Source organism: Roseibium sp., assembly GCF_048261595.1.
Classification (GTDB): domain Bacteria; phylum Pseudomonadota; class Alphaproteobacteria; order Rhizobiales; family Stappiaceae; genus Roseibium.
In genome coordinates this window covers 200,336-217,188 of the sequence record NZ_JBLXFW010000005.1, presented here as the reverse complement: position 1 = coordinate 217,188, position 16,853 = coordinate 200,336, and the positions used below count along the sequence as shown (strand labels likewise).

At 58.3% G+C, this 16,853-nt stretch carries 14 protein-coding genes; 10 read left to right on the top strand and 4 right to left on the bottom strand.

The features are described 5' to 3' along the window. Positions 1-503 precede the first annotated feature (503 nt). A complete protein-coding gene (locus tag ACN0SY_RS16750) occupies positions 504-1,937 on the top strand; it encodes a glyceraldehyde-3-phosphate dehydrogenase (RefSeq protein ID WP_417689139.1) in 1,434 nt (477 codons plus the stop codon). 86 nt (positions 1,938-2,023) lie between these two features. On the opposite strand, the gene ACN0SY_RS16745 is transcribed toward ACN0SY_RS16750, so the two are convergent. Then, positions 2,024-2,512 (bottom strand): universal stress protein, encoded by a 489-nt coding sequence (locus tag ACN0SY_RS16745; RefSeq protein WP_417689137.1) that lies wholly within the window; start codon positions 2,510-2,512, stop codon positions 2,024-2,026. A gap of 206 nt (positions 2,513-2,718) precedes the next feature. Continuing rightward, entirely contained in the window at positions 2,719-3,054 is a 336-nt protein-coding gene (locus ACN0SY_RS16740; RefSeq protein ID WP_417689135.1) for a hypothetical protein, read from the bottom strand. 357 nt (positions 3,055-3,411) lie between these two features. Between ACN0SY_RS16740 and ACN0SY_RS16735 the strand changes: the two genes are divergently transcribed. Next, complete coding sequence (locus ACN0SY_RS16735) at positions 3,412-3,987, top strand: cytochrome b (RefSeq protein ID WP_417689133.1); 576 nt, start codon at positions 3,412-3,414, stop codon at positions 3,985-3,987. 154 nt (positions 3,988-4,141) lie between these two features. On the opposite strand, the gene ACN0SY_RS16730 is transcribed toward ACN0SY_RS16735, so the two are convergent. Together ACN0SY_RS16730 and ACN0SY_RS16725 are read right to left on the bottom strand one after the other, a co-directional pair. Beyond that, complete coding sequence (locus ACN0SY_RS16730; RefSeq protein WP_417689131.1) at positions 4,142-4,663, bottom strand: hypothetical protein; 522 nt, start codon at positions 4,661-4,663, stop codon at positions 4,142-4,144. Positions 4,664-4,911: 248 nt separating this feature from the next. Continuing rightward, on the bottom strand, positions 4,912-7,791 hold the full coding sequence (locus tag ACN0SY_RS16725; RefSeq protein WP_417689129.1) for a hypothetical protein: 2,880 nt from the start codon (positions 7,789-7,791) through the stop codon (positions 4,912-4,914). Positions 7,792-8,078: 287 nt separating this feature from the next. Here ACN0SY_RS16725 and ACN0SY_RS16720 point away from each other — a divergent pair, with 287 nt between their 5' ends. The 8 genes from ACN0SY_RS16720 to tssA all read left to right on the top strand — a co-directional run bounded on the left by ACN0SY_RS16720 (position 8,079) and on the right by tssA (position 16,825). Beyond that, positions 8,079-9,122, top strand: a complete 1,044-nt coding sequence (locus tag ACN0SY_RS16720; RefSeq protein WP_417689127.1) for a helix-turn-helix domain-containing protein — start codon at positions 8,079-8,081, stop codon at positions 9,120-9,122. A 395-nt stretch (positions 9,123-9,517) separates the two neighbouring features. Continuing rightward, complete coding sequence (locus tag ACN0SY_RS16715; RefSeq protein WP_417689125.1) at positions 9,518-10,408, top strand: RNA polymerase sigma factor; 891 nt, start codon at positions 9,518-9,520, stop codon at positions 10,406-10,408. After that, positions 10,401-11,072 (top strand): hypothetical protein, encoded by a 672-nt coding sequence (locus ACN0SY_RS16710; protein ID WP_417689123.1) that lies wholly within the window; start codon positions 10,401-10,403, stop codon positions 11,070-11,072. Before ACN0SY_RS16715 ends, ACN0SY_RS16710 begins: the two co-directional genes overlap by 8 nt. Next, positions 11,069-12,265, top strand: a complete 1,197-nt coding sequence (locus tag ACN0SY_RS16705; protein ID WP_417689121.1) for a S8 family peptidase — start codon at positions 11,069-11,071, stop codon at positions 12,263-12,265. Before ACN0SY_RS16710 ends, ACN0SY_RS16705 begins: the two co-directional genes overlap by 4 nt. 176 nt (positions 12,266-12,441) lie before the next feature. Beyond that, complete coding sequence (locus ACN0SY_RS16700; protein ID WP_417689119.1) at positions 12,442-13,452, top strand: peptidoglycan-binding domain-containing protein; 1,011 nt, start codon at positions 12,442-12,444, stop codon at positions 13,450-13,452. Between the two features lie 65 nt (positions 13,453-13,517). Further along, positions 13,518-14,390 (top strand): c-type heme family protein, encoded by an 873-nt coding sequence (locus ACN0SY_RS16695; protein WP_417689117.1) that lies wholly within the window; start codon positions 13,518-13,520, stop codon positions 14,388-14,390. Then, on the top strand, positions 14,383-15,744 hold the full coding sequence (locus ACN0SY_RS16690; RefSeq protein WP_417689115.1) for a serine/threonine protein kinase: 1,362 nt from the start codon (positions 14,383-14,385) through the stop codon (positions 15,742-15,744). The genes ACN0SY_RS16695 and ACN0SY_RS16690 overlap by 8 nt, the downstream gene beginning before the upstream one ends. 40 nt (positions 15,745-15,784) lie before the next feature. Continuing rightward, positions 15,785-16,825 (top strand): type VI secretion system protein TssA, encoded by a 1,041-nt coding sequence (gene tssA / locus ACN0SY_RS16685; protein ID WP_417689113.1) that lies wholly within the window; start codon positions 15,785-15,787, stop codon positions 16,823-16,825. Positions 16,826-16,853 lie beyond the last annotated feature (28 nt).

The window sequence follows — 16,853 nt, the reverse complement described above, 5'->3', positions numbered from 1 at the left end:
GTCGCCGCAGCATGCTATCCGGTCGCCCAACTTAAGTAGGAATAGCTTCGGCATACCCGTGAGCTGGGCAATGGCCGACAGGAAGCATGTTCGCCCACCTCTCGGCAAACCATTGAATCGAAATCAAAAAACTGAGGAAACGAGTGCGGTTCCGAGATCTTCAACACGAGAGGCGGCTAAAGTTCGCTCAGCTGGTCCCTGGCAGATCTAAAGGCCTTGTCCCCGAGACAAGCGGGCACTTGACCCATGCTTTTCCTGAAGCATCCTGCGGCTACAAAGATGACTTCATGTATCTGCCCAGAATTCCGATTGCGCCGACTGCACCCAACCGTATTGGACCTGAACCGTCACCGAAATCGGGCTCCTGGAAATGCCGCCCAACATCTAATCGATTAAACTAAAACTACTTATGGACATCGCATTTGTGCGAGGGCTAAACCCCCAGCGCAGGCCAGAAACCTGCCAATGATTGTGCTGAAGATAACGCAAGGGAGTTGCCCGATATGGCGGCCATGGAAAATCACTTCGAGAACTGGAAGGCACAACAGTTTGCTGCCGAGCAGATGATCCCGCTGGTCGGTCTCCTGTACCGTGATTACGGCATCAACATCCGGATTTTCGGTCGCCGGCTGCTAAACAACTCCGCAATCGACATCATCAAGGCGCACCGTTATGCCCTGCAGATCACCGGCAAGGAGCTGGAAGTCGCCAAGAGCCTCGAGATCGTCAAGGCGATGCTTGAGATGGACCTCGCTGCGTCCCGCGTCGACCTCGGCAAGCTGTGTCATCGCTATATGGAGACGGGCGGCGATGTTTCGAGCTTCCTGAAGGAACAGCTCGCCAGCATCAACACAGGCAAGGCTGCCATCTTGCAGGAACCGCAGGACGTCGTTCTCTACGGTTTCGGACGCATTGGCCGTCTCCTCGCACGCATGCTTGTCGAGCGCGTAGGCGCCGGTAACAAGATGCGTCTTCGGGCAATTGTCGTGCGCGGCGGCAAGGATGGCGATCTCAAGAAGCGCTCAAGCCTGCTGCGTCGGGACTCTGTCCATGGCGCGTTCAACGGCTCGATCACGATCGACGAAGACCAGAACGCAATCATTGCCAACGGCAACTACATTCAGGTGATTTACGCCAATTCACCCTCCGAAGTGGATTACACCAAATACGGTATCAACAACGCCCTGGTGGTCGACAACACGGGTATCTGGCGCGACGAGGCCGGGCTCGGTCAACATTTGAAATGCCCGGGTGCGTCCAAGGTCATTCTCACAGCTCCGGGCAAAGGCAACATCAAGAATGTCGTCTATGGCGTGAACCAGGGTGACATTACGGAAGACGACACCATTTTGAGCGCTGCCTCCTGCACCACCAATGCGATTACTCCGGTGTTAAAGGTGATCAACGACGAGTTCGGGATCAAGAACGGACACGTGGAAACCATCCACTCCTATACCAATGACCAGAACCTGATCGACAACTACCACAAGGGCGATCGCCGCGGCCGCTCCGCCCCCTTGAACATGGTGTTGACGAGCACGGGCGCTGCCAGTGCCGTGGCCAAGTGTCTGCCCGAAATGAAGGGCAAACTGACCGGAAACGCGGTTCGGGTACCGACCCCCAATGTCTCCATGGCTATCCTCAACCTGAACCTCAAGCGCGAGACGACGGCAGAGGAAATGAACGACTACCTGCGGGGCGTTTCCGTACAGTCGCCGATGCAGGACCAGATCGACTACACGTCATCGACCGAGTTGGTGTCATCGGATCTGGTCGGCTCCACACACGCTGGCGTGGTCGACAGTCAGGCAACGATCGTCGATGGCGACCGCCTTGTCCTGTACGTCTGGTATGACAATGAAGCCGGTTACAGCACCCAGGTCGTGCGCCTGATGCAGGAAGTTGCCGGGATGAAATATCCCAACGTCCCTGAGTAATATCGAGCTGATTGGTTCCGGGTCGGGCTCGCTTCAAGACCCGGAACCATTTTCAAGTTTGCTGCGGAGGCACGCCGCCCCAGCCCTCATTTTACCGAAATGCATGTGCAGTTCGCGCGCCTGAAGATCTCCTGGGAAACACTTCCGAACGTCGAGCCATCTGAATGCGTAACGCCGCGCGCGCCCATGACAATCGTGCTGGCCTGAAGTTTCTCCTGCATCGCGACCACCTCATCCGCCGGCTTTCCACCCAGGATGGGTAATGTCTCGAACTCGACGCCCTGACTTCCGGCTTTTTCGGCGAAGTGATCGAGGATGATCTGACCGATCTTGTGGAGCAGCTTGTCGGGAGCCGGACCAAGATTCGCCGAGATCGCCTTGTTCAGGAGTTGCTGCAACGGCTTGTCGAATTGGCGGGATATATCCAGTGCCATCAGATCACGGGCATCCTTGCCTCTCAGCAAGACATGAAGAATGTAAAGCCTTCCCCGATACTTGATCGCCAGATCCGAGGCGATCCTGAGCGCTTTCATCGAGTGAACGGACCCATCCACCGGTATGAGGATTTTATGCATTTCATATCCCGCAACCCGAGCGTCGAAAAACAACGCTAAGGGTAATACTAGAAGGTATGAAGTGTACGTTAAAAGAAAAAGACTACTGAACTTGTTGCGGGAACTCGAAGTCGGTCAGATCAAAGTCTGCCATCCAGACTTTCACTGGCTGAGATCATTGAATCAGAACTCGCGTTAAAGAGGAAAGCAGTTTTCGAGCATGTAACCTAGTCGAAAAACAACGGCGAACTGCTCTCGCAGCGCTCAACGTAGCAGCGCCTTTGGTCGCGGGTCGGAACATCGGCGCTCCTGAGGAATTCGCCACGCCGGCAGTAGTTCCCGTTCGCGACATAGCGGTCGAACGTGTGCGGGCCAGTGCTCATCACGACGGCGCCGCGCTGCTTGATCATCGACTGCACCTGCGCGCAGGTCATGGACGTCGACAGCGGCCGGCGGGACTGGGCTTCGACGGACTGAACAGATACCAGGACGACGGCCACGCCGGCAGCTCCGGCGAGTGCAGTCCTGATGCTGTTCGGCGACTTTGAAAAACGGGAGATCATGACTGGTTTCCAATCGTTTCACGCCAGGAAAGGAGATGGCACCTGAGGGCCGGTGTCAAGTTCCGCCGGCGTCAGAAGGTTCCCTTCCTACGTAGTGCTCGCCTGCCGTCCTGTGTTTTGGATCACGGCAATGCTCTGGCGGAAGTTTCTGCAAACTTCTCAGGCGCGAAAGAGTACGGCGCAGAACATGTTGAACCCGGGGTGAAGCGCGTCAGGAAGACAGCTCACATGGAATTGCACAGGCAGCAAATGAATTTGCACATTGCGCACCAAGATAGACCGATTGGCGGCAGGCCGGAGTGCTAAGCTGAAACTCAGAAGCAGTTTAACGCCTACGTATAGCCACCGGATTCCACTATGCAGAACTCTATCGAAACAAATCCGCCAGCCAGCCTGACCCAGCCTCCGCAATCGGTCATCCGCGTCGAACGTTACCCGGCAACCTCGCGGATGCTTCATTGGGCGATCGCCGCCCTCGTCCTTGCCACATGGCCGCTGGGCTTCGTCATCCATCTGGTCAAAGGTGAGTCTCAACCGATCTTCTATGCCTTGCATGAAGGCCTGGGCTTTCTGGTGATTTGGCTGATGCTGGTGCGCGTCGGCAACAAGCTCCTGACCCGCAGCCCCATTGCAGACGGACCAACACTTGAGAAAATCGCCGCGCATACCGTGCACGGACTTCTCTATGTGTTCCTGATCATCCAGCCCGTCAGCGGGTTCCTAGCAACCAATGCACACGGTTTTCCATTGCAGTGGTTCGGCCTCGTCGAGATCTGGAGCCCGATTGGCAAAAGCCCGGACATTGCCTGGACCCTGTCTGGGATCCACACATGGTCCGGTTGGATTCTTCTCGGCTTGTTTGCACTTCATATCGGCGCCGTCCTGATGCATCACGTCATCAAGCGGGATGTGACGCTCTACAGGATTCTCTAGGGACCGAGGCCGTTTGCCTTGAGCCGGTCAAACCGGCAACAAGAATCGAAGGACCGGAAATGGGCTGCATTTCCGGTCCTTCCACGTTTTCCTATGTGAACTCGGCATCAAAGGATCTGCTTTTGCGCGCCGACCCCAGGATCAGCCGATCGCTTTACTGCCCCTTGGTCAACCGAACGCCCTCGCGCGGAGATCTGTTTGCCAGTTTTTCATTCGGGTTACCGACAAATCGAACCCCCTTCCGGCGCTGCGCCATTTCTTCCCTGTCGGCTTCCTTCTTCTTTGCGTATTTTTTGTGAACGGCCTGAAAGACATCGGACTTGAAAAAGGCGTCAGTCGTTGCCTTTTCGATGTCCTTGGCCACGGCATCGCGGGCGTCAGAATAAATCTTTTTCCACTCACTGGCCTTCCAGTCTTCCAAGGTGGCAAGCGTGTCGGCTTTTTGCCGGAGGCTGGAGGCAATTGCCGAGATCTTTGCTTTCGCCTTCGGCGCAAAATAAACGGCGAACTGCGACTTGGGATCGAATTTGGCCGTATCCTCAAGAAACGCAATACCGGCCTTTTGCCCCTTGGCCTTGGCGAATGCGCAATAGGCCTTGCAGAAAAGATCTTTCTGGGTCGCGACGATCTTAAGAACACTCGTGCGGTATTTGACGCCGTCCACTTCCTTTACCATCGGTCTTTCTCCTAGCAATCCGTGAGCCTCAGGAACGGCCGGCCGAAACACTCGACCAGTCCAACCATCCCTGTCCTATTCGTAGGTGCCCGCAGGCAGGCGAAAGGTTCATCAAACCGGCCAAAATCGCCTGAGATCATTCAAATTCCAACGACAAACCCGCCAAACGGCGGGCTGTCTTCCTGCGGGTACTGGAGCTCGGTGTTTGCCCCGAAGTGCCAAACCAAAGTCTCCTGAGAGCCTGTGATCTAGACTTCGTCCGGGACCTCAGAAAGCTTCAACGGCTTTTTCAACGGCTGCTTTTCCTGCCTCAGACGCATGGCATGAAGGATCGCTTCGGCAAGATAGAGATCGTTCTTGATCTTGACCTTTTTGTCTTTCCCGCGGCGACGCAGAATGCCCTTGCAATCGGCACGGGCTTTCACAGGATCCTTGAGCGCCTTGCGGGCGGCCAGCATGATGACCTCTATTTCCTCCTCTTCGATCTCGTAGACCTCACAGAACGTGTTCCATTTCACCTTCTTGACGAGCTCCATGCCGAGCTCATCGCCATCGGTCACTGCAGGATCAAGCACCTCCCCCGCGGCCCGCGCATCGGCCCGAGCCTTGACTTCGGACATCACCTTTGGTTTCGATTTCGCCTTACCGTGCGCAAGCTTGAGGATGTCGGTAGCGGACATTTTCGGGACTGCGCCATTGGACCTTTGCAGCAACTTGGCGAGAGCCACCGCGCGTTGCTGCGCCAGTTTGATCTCGCCCGCCGCGATCAGACGGGTAATCGCGCTGATCTCGCCGCCAACCCGGGCCGCCAGATCCTGGGCCTGCTCTCCACCTTCGGCGTCGCGCATTTGATTTTCGCGGGCAACCCGATCAAGGGTATTTCGGTCGAATTCGCCGTCTTGTGTCCTGCCCTGCGCCGGATTGCCGCCACCGGCCCCGTTCTCCTGGCGTGGGTTGCCCCCGGCAGATGCGCCCGGAGCTCCACCTTCTGGATCCCTCCTCGGCCCCTGGTCAGGCCTGCCCCTGGCGTCTTCCGCTTCCGCAAGATCCTCTCGGAGAGCCGCCCGCAATTCCCGAAGGATCATCCGAATGACTTTCGGCAACTCTTGCCGGAATATGGCCTGCAGGTGCGGCTCTTGCCGATCGCCGCCAAGAAGGGCCGAAGCGAGCTCGCGCGCATGGCCCTCGGCCGCATTGTCATCCCGCCGGAGCAAGGCATCCCGGACAGCGCGCATCAGGTTTGCCACAACGGGGCTTCCCTGCAGGTGCCGGGCATCCCTGATCAGATTCAAAAGCGCAGACGAACCGCGAACTGGTCCGGCCTGATTTCCAGGCCCGGCATTTTGCCCGTTCGTATTGTCCTGCCGGTTGCCATCGCCGACATCACGCTCAAGCCATTCGTCCATTTCCCTGGACAAATTGCTGTCACCGCTGTCCGACCGGTCATCACCGTCATCGGCGGCAAACGCATCCAGGGACCCGCCTCGAAAGCGTTTTGCGAAGGAGGAGTCATCGTCGCCATCACCATCGTCATCGCCGGGACCGCCGCCCGGTTCCGTCCCGCCCGCGTCCGTTGGCAGTCCATTGCGCGCGATCTGAAGAATATACTCCAGAAGCTCCCTCCCGTTGACCCGGCGCGCATCATTGGGATCAGACACCTGGCGCAAATGCGCGGCAAGGTCCGCTGCGTTGCGTTGGACAAGGTCCTCCCTGTCCTGCTGCATCGCCCACCGGATATCCGCGATCCGGGCTTCGATGTGGCCATCCACAGCGTCCGGCAGGCGCAGGACGAAGTCACTGAGGCTGAGGCCGTCATCTCCGCCGCCATTGCCGCCACCCGGGCCGCCGTCACCGCCATCACCTCCATCACCGCCATCGGAATCGTCATCGCCACCAGGATTTCCGATACTGCGCCGATCTTGGGAGCGCAGTTCGTTCAACTCGCGCTGCTGATCGTCGTCATCCCGCAGGAACGTGCGCAGCGAAAAGGGGCGGAGCTCGGAAAACCCGGCGAATGTGGAGAGATCGTCGTCTCCACCCTGCGCTTGATCTCCCGCGTCCGTCGCTCCATCGGTTGCCGCCACACGGGTTTGGGCCATCTGCAGGAGATACTCCGTCAACTGGCCGAGATCGAAGCTCTCATGTTCGGCCAGCGTCACGAGCGCTTGAATCTCACCCGCCAGTTCCCTGACCATCCCGCGCGCCGTCGTCTCATCTTGGAGAACGAGGGCCGCAACGACATCCGCGAGGCGTGTATCGACCTCACCATCAACGCTGGGCGGCAGGCGCTTGATAAATTCTTCCAGAGTTAGATCGACAGGAAGAATGATCTCCGCGGGATACCTGTTGCGGATGAACCCGTCCTTGACCAGGCTCTCGATGAACTCCGCGGGCGCCATGTTCAGACCGAGGGCTTTCAGACAGGTTCGCGCCGCATCGGTAGCCTCGTCCCAGTCAGGGTTCGTTGCATACGCATATTTTTCCATGAAGGTCTGGATCGGCTTCGTGTTCTCGGTTCCCAGACTTTCTGCGACGGCAGCAGGATTGTAGAGCGCCTTCCGCTCAATCCTGCCCTGTCTTTCAAGGATTTCGAGAAGCTCTATGGGCTTGATATTCAGCTTCTCTCTTTGAATGATCTGGTTAGCGAGCATCTGCGTGTGGCGGGTCCATCGGGTCTGTTCAAAGGCCTCGATGAAATACTTCACTAACTTGAAACACCGGAAGTCGGTCGGATTTCCGCCATTTTCAAGGTGCCACTGCCAGAACTCGTCAGTCTCATAGACAGCCTCGATATGCCCATGCATTTCGATCAGGTTGCCAACTTCTGCGACGGCCACGCGAAGATGTTGCGCGAAGCCCGCATCATCGAATGGCTGGGACGTTGCAGCCGTGGTCAGAGCGGCCCGGGTGGTGCCTGCAATATTGACCATATGTTCTGCGTTGGGAACGATGAAGGCATAGTACAATTCCTGAAACGGTGTGCCGCCTTTGACAGCCTCCAGGAATTCAACACTCTCCGAAGCCAGACGTCTTTGCTCCTCGGCCACCAGCATGTTCCAGATATCCGGATATCCGTCCAAAATCTCGTTAGCGGTATCGGGGTAGCGCTTGTTTCCAAAAATCGGCATGGCATCTCACTCTTGCGGTCAGGAGCTGTGCGTCCGGGTCGGCACACAGCTATCGATGGCTATGTCGAGTAAGTGCGGTTTCAGAGGGCTTTGGTTCACTGGCTCGGTAATTTCCCGAAATGCGGGCAAATGACGAACCTGATCGCGTTCCGATTGTTTTTCTCGGCTGCACGCTGCACGTGAATTCGTCCTAGGTATTTTACCTGAGTTTATATATGATCATTACCGTCAGAATTCCCGCGACAGACTATTGCTAAACCGCGCACCCAACGGAGTGGGAGCATTTCGTGAGCCAAGCGACCGATCTTTCCACGGACAGAAAACTTGTTGCCTGCCAGAGATTCAGCACCGAGGGGCTCTCGCCGCAGGAGCAATTCGAGGCTTGGAGCGCATTTGCAGCAACGAGCGTCGATCCGGGGACAGGAACGGACCCCAAAATGGGTTTTGAGGCCAGCGCTGATTGCTATTCCCTTGGCTCCATGACGCTGACTTCCTTCAAAATGGCGCCGATGAAATTCCGGTATTCAAGAGACGTCATCCGAAAATCGACGCACGACCCCTGGTGCATTGCGACCATCACCAAAGGGCTGGCGACTTCCCAAGGTGAGCACAGCGGTCTTCAGGCAAGAGCCGGGAGCACCATCCTGCATTCCTATGCCCAGCCGTTTGCCGGCGAATTGGAGGCAATCGAATATACGGCGGTGTATTTTAGCCGCGACGAGTTCTGGGATATCGCAGATCCAATGGACAAGCTTTCGCAGCAACAAATCATCGGCCCCATGTCCCAGATCGTCGCGGATTTCCTCGTTTCAATTGAAGGGCGCGCTAAAAACCTGAGTGTGCCGGAGGCTGCGGCAGTAAACGATGCTTTCGCACACCTTTTGCGGGCGATGGTAAATTCCTCGTCAGATACGGCGGAACTCGCCAAGTCTTCGGTTGCGGCCGCCCAATTCGAACGCGCACGGCGCTTCATCAACGAGAACCTGCGGTCGCCGACGCTAACGCCGGATGCCGTTTGCAAGTCACTCGGGATCTCCAGGCGCCAGTTGTTCTATCTTTTTGAACGCTACGAAGGCGTTGCAAAATACATCAAGAACAGGCGCCTGGCCGCCTGCTACAGCGTTCTGACGAAAGCCAGCCAAAAACGTATGATCAGTTCTGTAGCCTACGAATTCGGCTACACCAACGTGTCCAGTTTCACCCGGCAGTTTCAGGAACGTTACGGCTTTTCCCCGAGCGAAGCCCAGTCTGCCTGGCTGGACGGAAACCGTGTGTCCTTCAGTGAGGGCAACAGGCTCATCGACTGGCTGATCGACAACAGCGGCGCATAGCTATTTTCGCGGTTGCACCGCCTCAATACCCCTGCCCCGTGCCTTGATGCCTTTTCAGTCCCGTTCCAAGGACCCCCGGTGCACTGCGCCGAGAACCGGCATGAAAACCATGTCTACAGGGTTTCTCCGGATCATCCGACCTCGCAATCAGTGTTGGCCGGTTTCAGCCACTCAGGTCCCGGCTTGCACGCTCTGCAAAGAGAATTGCACAAACCGAAAATGATCCTCCCGCATAATTTTCTGCCCATCTGGTAAATTTTCTTCCGATGGCGCCCGGTTAAGGCGACCAGGAGAAATGCCTTCGAAGTCCGGGCAGGCATGATCGCCGCCCAAGGCAAAGCAAAGCTGACCCGCAAATGATGCCGGGAGAGCCCATCGGCTCATGAAACCCGGGAATGGATGCATGCCGTTCTGTAACGCCTGCAACCCAATGCCTGCGACGCGTGTCCCGCTTATGCCGCTTCAAGTCGAGCATTCTCAATGTCAATCCGGATGCACCGCGCAGGCCCGCTGCGCAGCAAATTGTGACGAGGAATGGACATGCAAAGAACACTGCAAAGAACCGATTTCTGCGCTCATCGGGAACCGGTTGGAATAGCGCTGAACAGATTTTTTTCACATGCCTTGAACCTTTTCCCGAGCCCCAAGGCACCTATTCACCGCATACAAAAAAGCGATCATTGAGAATGAGATTACTAAGATCCATTCGGAAAAACCCGTCGTCTGCGGCTCCCGCCTCAGATGAACACCTGCTGGCTGCCATCGCCCGCGGCGATTTGGCAGCTTTCGAAGAACTGCACCGTAGCTACTTTCCCAAGCTGATGCATTTTTCAAGACGCATCACCAGCAGTTACGAGGCGGCGGAAGAAGTTGCGAATGACACGCTCATGGTGGTGTGGCGTTCGGCACAAAATTTCGAGGGACGATCCAAGCCCTCATCCTGGATATTTGGTATTGCCTATCGGCAAGCCATGAAGAAGCGTCAGAGCCTGGAACGCCACAAGGACGACATCATGTTGGATGACCAATTGATGCACGACGGCCACGATACTGCTGCGGACGTGCTCCGGCGCAAGGACATCGGCAAAGCCTTGCAGCAACTTACCCCCGAGTTGCGGGCGGTCGTTGAACTGACCTACTACAACGGCTATTACTATACTGAAATCGCCGAAATCCTTGGATGTCCGGTTGGAACCGTCAAAACACGGATGATGGCTGCGCGTAAGAAGTTGCGCATCATCATGAGCGACGAAGAGCAAACCAAGTCGGAGAGCGCAGTTGCTTGACACCCCCAAACCGGATGCAAATGACAATCGCGGCGAGGCCTGGGAACTGATCCCTTGGTTCGTGAACGGCACCCTTTCGGAGGCCGAGAACGATCAGGTTTCTCTGCATATAAGGTCGAACCCCGAATTTGCAGCCGAGGTTGCCAGGCAGTACGCGCTTGCGAAAAGAGTGGCAACCGAAGACCCTTTTGAAGTGCCCCTTGCACAGAGTTGGAAGAGGTTGCAGGCGCAGGTTCGTGCCGAAGAACGCACGAATGCATCACGCGCAACGTCCAGGGCTGCAAGGGGAACCTCTGCCACGCGAAGGCCTATCATTGGATGGATAGAGGACTTTAAACGAGCGATCATGCTCTCCGGAGCAGGGCTCGCCGCCTGTGCACTCGCTGTCGTAGTCATTTTGCCGGAACGTGGAACCGATTATCAGACGCTGACGAGCGAGACTGCTGAAAGTGCCCGTGCCATCAGGTTCCAGACCTCCAGGGACCTGAGCGATCAAGCCCTCAAGGACCTGCTTGCGAGCCACGGTTTGACGCTTGTTTCCGGACCTTCGGAGTCCGGTGTCTACACCGCAACCGTGTCGGGCCAAACAGATCCTGCAGCCGCCGCCGGCGAGCTGATGAGCGCTCCCGAGATCCTTTTCGCGGCTCCGGACGGCAATCCGTGAGACAATCCATTCTTGCGATGCTCGCGACCGTCGCCTGCATCTTGTCCATGCTCGGCCCGGGCACCACACAAACCTTGCCCCCGGCAGCGACATCCCAACCCCTGCTCGTTCCAGCCGACAGCCTTTCGCAAGACAATCATCTTGTCCTGACCGTTCCTCTTGAAGATGCTACCCAGCTGTCGGCTGTCAGTGCCGCCATCGAGACGCGTTACGGTGTGAGGCTTGCGGCCGAATGGCCGCTTCGCTCCATCTCTGTCTATTGTTTGGTTATGGATACGAGCGGCACCCCCGATATCGATGCTTTGATCGCCCGCATGGACGCTGATCCTCAAATCCGCACAGTTCAACGGCTGAACGCGTTCAATACGCTTGGCAAGACCTCTTCAGTCCCCCTCATCGCCGCGCAGACCGCCCTTGCCCAGATCAATGCGATTGCCGCGCATCGCGTTTCCAAGGGCGATGGGGTGACCGTAGGCATCATCGATTCCAGCATCAATCGCGCGCATCCGGATCTTGCCAATCGGATTTCGGACGTCCGTGACTTCGTCTTTGTCGACACTGAGAAACACTCCCCCGGCGAACTCCACGGAACCGCCATGGCCGGGATTATTGCAGCCAATGCAGACGACAATCTGGGAATAGCGGGTGTTGCTCCCAAGGCAGAACTGGTCGACCTGCGCGCCTGTTGGCAAGGCAATTCGACGTCAGGCCGCTGCAATAGCTTTTCCCTGGCAAGGGCCATTAACTTCGCCATTTTGAACGACATCAGGGTCATCAACATGAGCCTTGGCGGGCCGGTCGACCCGCTTCTGGCAGAACTCGTGACTGCGGCCGTCAATCGGGGGTTCCTTATTGTCGCCGCACGTGGGGAAGGCTCGAAGCTTGCGTTCCCCGCATCGCTGCCGGGTGTGCTGCCGGCCGGAAACAGCAAGGCGAACGATGCGATCCCAGCCCCCTCTGTCGATATTCTGACAACCGCAAGGGATGACGGCTACGCGTACGTCTCAGGATCGTCCGTGGCCGCGGCACATGTCACCGCCACCGTTGCGCTTATTCTGGCACAAGCCCCGGATTTGACGTCTTCGGCGATCGAAACTGCGCTTCGCGCGTCTGTCTCACCCCAGGGAGACGGAAAAATGCTGGACGCCTGCAAAGCGCTCCAGTTCGCGACCGGGACATCCATCGACTGCTAGCGGACGGCGGCTTTGCCCAACAGCTCGAACATCTAATGGACGGCTCCAAACTTTTTTCGCGCTCCCGTGAACCCGTCACGGTTCTGCAGGCACCTAACAGGTAAAGGAGCCCGCGCTTCAGCGGCTTTCGCGACCGGCTCCACGTCTGAACCCCAACGGAGCAAGGGGCCCCGCCGATGAACGTGCGCCGAGTTTGCATCATAGCCTTTCTTCTGTTCGCGGGCCTTCCTGCCGCCGCTCAGGATAACCGGGTGGTCGCGCTGGTGATCGCTGTCGGTCAGGAGACCGAGCGGGCGGATGCCATGCAGGCGCAGCTTCAGGCCGCCGGCGCGGAAACCCTGCGGGCCAACAATCCCAACAACGCTCAATTGCGGTCGATCCTGACCCGCTTTGCCCGGGAAGCCGCCAATTCGCGCGCCACCTTCGTCTATCTCGACACGCCGCTGGTGGACTTCCAGGGCAAGAGCTTCGTCCTGCCCGCGGAAGCAACCTTGAACCGCGGCACCGACCTCTTCACTCAGGCCCTGCCGCTGCAGGCGTTTTCCCGATCGGCCGGTCAGGCGGGACAGGGCGGGGCAACCATTGCGACGCTCAGCGCCCTTCCCCTCGCCCTGCCGGAGGGAACGCAGCCGACCGCAAGCGCGCCGGCCCCGGCCTCACCGGTGTCGCCGATCCTTGTCGGCCCGGACACAATCTTCCCCGGCATGATCGCCGGTTTCGAAGCAGCGCTCGAAAGCCAAGAGGTGGAAGTCAGCACCCTGCTGCGGCGGCTGTCGACACTCGACGGGGTCAGCATCTCCGAATTTCCGAACCAGCCGATCTATCTGCGCGAAAAGCCGCAGGACGATCCGAAGCCCGCTGCTGTCGTGCTTCCTGAGGAACCGGCTGAGGAAGCCGCAACGGCCGATGCGCAACCCGAGACGCAACCCGAGACCCAACCCGAAACGGGCCCAGAGACGGGGCCGCAGGAAACGCTGGAGGAACTGAACCTGCTGGAACAGGCGCTCTCCCGGGCGGCAAAGCGCTCGGTCCAGACACAGCTTCGCAGTCGCGGCCTCTATGCAGGCCTGGTCGACGGCATTTTCGGCCCGCAGACCCGGGCCGCGATCGAGGCGTTTCAGGCAGGCCGCAACGAAAGCCAGACAGGCGTGCTCACCCGGCGCCAGCTTATCGATCTCAGTTCCTGACCTGAGCTTCGCCCGCATCACAGACCCAAACGCTTTGCCGCATTCGTGAACCAAGGACAGATCCCATGGGCCTTCGCTTCAAATTCAACATCGTCCTGTTTCTGACCTGCATTCTGGGCATCGCCACAGCCTCGGCCATCTCCTATTTCATCGTGCAGAAATCGGCGGTGCAGGAAATCCACCACTCGATCAATCTGGTGCGGGCCAATGCCATTGCCGTGCGCGGCTATACGGTCAGCCACATCACCCCGACGCTGACCGAAGACAACGACATCCTGTTCTATCCCGAAACGGTTGCGTCCTTCTCGGCGCAATCTGTCTTTGCCCGCTTCAAGGCGATGTTTCCGGAATTCAGCTACAAGGAAGCAGCCCTCAATCCGACCAACCCGGACGACCTGCCGAACGAGCTCGAAGCAGAACTGATCAAGCGGTTGCGGGAAGACCCGTCCCTCGACCAGATTTCCCAGGTCGTGGAGACCGGGGACGGCCGCTTTCTCACCGTGGCCTTTCCGCTGACCATCAACCAGCAAGGCTGCCTGATCTGCCATTCCACGCCCGAGGCCGCGCCGCCGGCCATGGTCGATCTCTATGGCGAGGAGAACGGCTTCGGCTGGGAACTCGGCGAAACGGTCGGCGCCCAGATTATTTCCGCACCGATGTCGATTGCCGACCGGCGGGCGGAGGAGACCGGGATCATCCTGATCGGCGGCTTCACCCTGCTCTTCGTCCTGATCTTCCTGATCACAAACGTCATGCTGGGCGGCATCGTGCTGCGGCCGGTACGGCGCATGTCGGAAGTGGCGGAAAAGGTCAGCCTGGGCGATTTCTCCATCCCCGAGTACCGCAAGAAGGGCAAGGACGAGATCAGCTCCCTTTCCCTCTCCTTCAACCGGGTACGCCGCAGTCTCGAACGCGCCATGAGCATGATCGATGACTGATCAAACAATCATAGCCCCGGGAAGCGGCCGACGTTTCATTGGCAAGTATCTGATCGAAGGCCTTCTCGGCGAAGGTGCCATGGGCCAGGTCTATGCGGGGATTGACCCGGACATCGAACGCCCCGTGGCCATCAAGACCATTCACAGGCACCTTATCGACGCCGAGGGAAGCCAGGACTGGCTTGACCGGTTCGCACGGGAAGCACGGGCCGCAGGACGGGTGCTCCATCCCAACCTCGTCACGATTTTCGACTTTCTGCAGGAAGACGCGATCCCCTACATCGTGATGGAGCGGGTTCGCTCAACGACCCTGGAAGATCGTCATTCCGGCGAAGGCAAAATGCCCCTGGAAGAGATCCATGCGATCATGTCGCAGATCCTTGCCGGGCTTTCCTGCATTCACGCCGCAGGCATCGTTCACCGCGACCTTAAACCCGCCAACGTGATGCTCACCGATGACGGAGGGGTCAAGGTGACCGACTTCGGCATCGCCCGTCTGACGGCCATGGATGCGACCGGCGCCGGGATGATCGGAACGCCCGCCTACATGGCCCCTGAGCAGCTGATGGGCGCTGAGGTGGATGCCCGGGCCGATATATATGCCGCAGGCGTCGTCCTTTACGAAATGCTGACCGGCCGCAAGCCCTACAAGGGCGGCGGGATCGAAGCGCTCTACACCACCCTCCGAAACGGCAAGGTCACGCCGCCAAGCGAGATCGTGACGACGCTTTGTGCCGAACTCGATGAGATTGTCCTCAAGGCCATGAGCATTGAACCGGATGACAGGTTCGACGATGCCGACTCCATGCGCCAGGCGCTGGCAAATGTGCTCCCCACCGCTGATCGCACGGGTCTGATCAATATGGCGCCGGCCGCACGCAGGCCGCGCCCCCGCGGATCGGCCTCCTCCATGGCAAACAGGCTGAGTTCGCAAACCCTGTTTGAGGTCGAGAAGCAACTGACATCGAGCCTTGGGCCGATGGGCAGGGTCATAGTCCGGCGCGCGGCGGAACGGTCCAGCAGCCCCAAGGAATTGATCGAGACCGTTCTTGGGGAATTTTCGGACAGCACGGAACGGAATCAGGTCAAGGCCGCCATCGAAAGCGTCATCGACGCCGATACCTCGCAGCTGGTGCCCAAGGCTTCCATAGCAAACGGGCTTTCCGAAGATGCCGTGCAAACCGTTCTGACACATTTGAAAAAACATCTCGGCCCGATCGCCAAGGTGCTGGTGGCCAAAGCCGCCAGAGACGCGTCCTCCCTGGAGGAACTGGCCGAGACTGTGGCCGCGAAGCTCGACGACGAGACCGAGCGCCAGCAATTCCTGGATGCCGTCAAACGTGCCCGAGCCTGAGGCACCCGTACCACGGCCGACCCGTGATGAGAGGACCAATATGCTTGATCTGGACGAACTTCTGCAAAGCTTTGGCGAGGACGCTCCCAGCGGTGAAGACCTCACCTACGATAGCGCCTTTGCCGAGTTGGAAATGGCCAGTCAGCCGGGCGAGGAAAAGGTTGTTGGAGACAGCGTAATTGAGGCGGAGGAGCCCGATTATAGCCTGGTCGTCAGCAAGGCCAAGGCCCTGCTTGCGCAAACCAAGGACCTGCGGGTGGCCGTCATGCTGGCCAATGCCGCGCTTCGGACAGAAGGACTTTCCGCCTTTGCAGAAATCCTTTCCTATATGCGCAGTTGCCTGGACCAATATTGGGCCAGTGTCCATCCGCAGCTTGATGAGGACGACGACGACGACCCCACCATGCGGGTCAACGCCGTCCTGGGCCTGACCGACCGCGACACCATCTTGGCCGCACTGCGGCTTGCTCATTTGACGGACAGCCGTACCCTCGGTCAGTTCTCCTTGCGCGATATCCTCATCGCCGAGGGAGAAATCGCCGTCCCATCAGACATGGAGAACGTTCCGACTTCCCAGGTCATTTCCGCAGCGTTTCAGGACACAGATCCGGTTACACTCTCAATCCTCGCCAGCTCGGCCGCGGCATGCGTCGAGCATGTAAAGGCTATCGACGCAATCTTCGACGAAAAGACCGGCGCTCTCGGGCCCGATCTCACGCCGCTTCAAAAAGCGCTCCATGATATCACCCGTCGGCTCGGCGATTATGCCCAAGCAGACAGCAAAGCTATCGAGGACGCTACCGAAGAGGGAATGCCGGACGGCGCAGACGCGGCCCCAGCCGGGAAGCCCTCCGCCGCGCGCATGGGCGTCCTCACGTCTCCCGAAGACGTCAAAAAAGCAATCGACCAGATCATCGACTACTACGCCCGCTACGAACCATCCAGTCCCCTGCCGCTGTTGCTGAACCGAGCCCGCCGGCTCGTCTCGGCCGACTTCGTCACGATCATGCGGGACATGGCACCAAGCGGTGTCGAAAACGTCGCTCTCATCGGCGGTTTCGACCCGGATGAAAATGATTGACCACACAGATGAACCTATTCGCCGTGGA